Genomic DNA, 1304 nt, shown 5'->3' on the forward strand with positions numbered 1-1304 from the left:
GCGCCAGACCTTGTCGGGTGGGTGGGGGAGGCGGCGCTGCAGGCGCAGGGTGGTGCGGCCGTCGGGGTGCAGGGTGAGGGTTTCGTTCATGAGTCGTCCATGGTGTCGAGGTGGTTTTCGAGGCGGTCGAGGGAGTGGTTCCAGAGTTTGCGGTAGGGGGTGAGCCAGGTGTCGATTTCGGCGAGGGGTTGGGGGCGGAGTTCGTACCAGCGGCGTTGGGCGTCTTTGCGGACGGTGACGAGGCCGGCTTCGCGCAGGGCTCGCAGGTGTTTGCTGGTGCCGGGTTGGGTGAGGCCGAGGTGGTGGGTGAGTTCGCCGACGAGGTGGGGGCGTTGGAGGAGGAGGTCGAGGATCTGGCGTCGGGCGGGGTCGGCCAGCACGTCGAAGCGCATGGCGGCGAATATACCCGCCTGGCTATATGCCTGCAAGGGCATGTATGGGGTCAGGTGCGGCGGACGTTGGCGCGGATGGCCTGGTTGACGTAGGCGGCCAGGCCGGGGACGAGCTCGTCGAAGGTGGCGCGGAAGCGGGGGTCGTCGACGTACAGGTCGCCGATGCACTGGTGGAGCTCGTGCGTGCAGGTGTAGAACCAGCGGTTGATGTGGCCGCGGTGGCGTTCGGCGAGGTCCATGGCGTGGTCGCCGTCGGCGGGCAGGCCGGCCTTGCAGGCGGCGACGAGGTCGTCGGTGATGGCGGCCGCTTCGGCTTTGAGTTCGAGCCAGTCGGCTTTGGTGTAGGAGGCGACGCGGCGGCGGCTTTCGGCGTATGCCTCGGTGTCACCCCAGCGGCGTTGGACTTCGGGTTCGTGGTCTTCGGGCCGGAAGTCGCCGAAGACTTCGAAGCGGTCTTGGGGGGTGAGGGCGATGTTGAGGGTGCGGGCCTGCATGGAGCGTTCGACGGCGGCGATGACCTCGTGCAGGCGTTCGGCCTTGCGGGTGAGGAGCTCGTGCTGGCGGCGCAGGTGGGTGAGCTCGTCGGTGTGGGGCGCGTCGAGGATGACGGCGATCTCGTCGAGGCCGAAGTCGAGCTCGCGGTAGAGCAGGATCTGCTGCAGGCGGACGAGGTCGGCGTCGGTGTAGCGGCGGTAGCCGGCGTGGGTGCGTTCGCCGGGGGTGAGCAGGCCGATCTCGTCGTAGTGGTGCAGGGTGCGCACGGTGATGCCGGCGAGTCTGGCGACCTGCCCTACGGAGAAGCTCATGGTTCCACCTTGCCGGGTGACGTCGGGTGAGGGTCAAGCCTGTTGGGTGGTGCGTGCGGCCGTGCGGCCGTCCCGGTGGCGGGCTGTCCCGTGCTGGGGGCGGGGC

General features: G+C 69.1%; 2 protein-coding genes. Both read right to left on the minus strand.

What is annotated here, in order from left to right:
- Window positions 1–86: 86 nt before the first annotated feature.
- The gene (locus tag E1292_RS50390) at window positions 87–392 is read right to left on the minus strand and encodes an ArsR/SmtB family transcription factor (protein WP_132606874.1); all 306 of its coding nucleotides are present in this window, start codon (window positions 390–392) and stop codon (window positions 87–89) included.
- Between the two features lie 50 nt (window positions 393–442).
- Window positions 443–1198, minus strand: a complete 756-nt coding sequence (locus E1292_RS50395; RefSeq protein WP_132606875.1) for a MerR family transcriptional regulator — start codon at window positions 1196–1198, stop codon at window positions 443–445.
- Window positions 1199–1304 lie beyond the last annotated feature (106 nt).

Source organism: Nonomuraea deserti (genome assembly GCF_004348685.1).
Classification (GTDB): domain Bacteria; phylum Actinomycetota; class Actinomycetes; order Streptosporangiales; family Streptosporangiaceae; genus Nonomuraea; species Nonomuraea deserti.

Excerpts from the sequence above, each read along its gene's own strand:
- E1292_RS50390 (WP_132606874.1), bottom strand. The coding sequence starts at position 392 with ATGCGCTTCGACGTGCTGGCCGACCCCGCCCGACGCCAGATCCTCGAC.
- E1292_RS50395 (WP_132606875.1), bottom strand. The coding sequence starts at position 1,198 with ATGAGCTTCTCCGTAGGGCAGGTCGCCAGACTCGCCGGCATCACCGTG.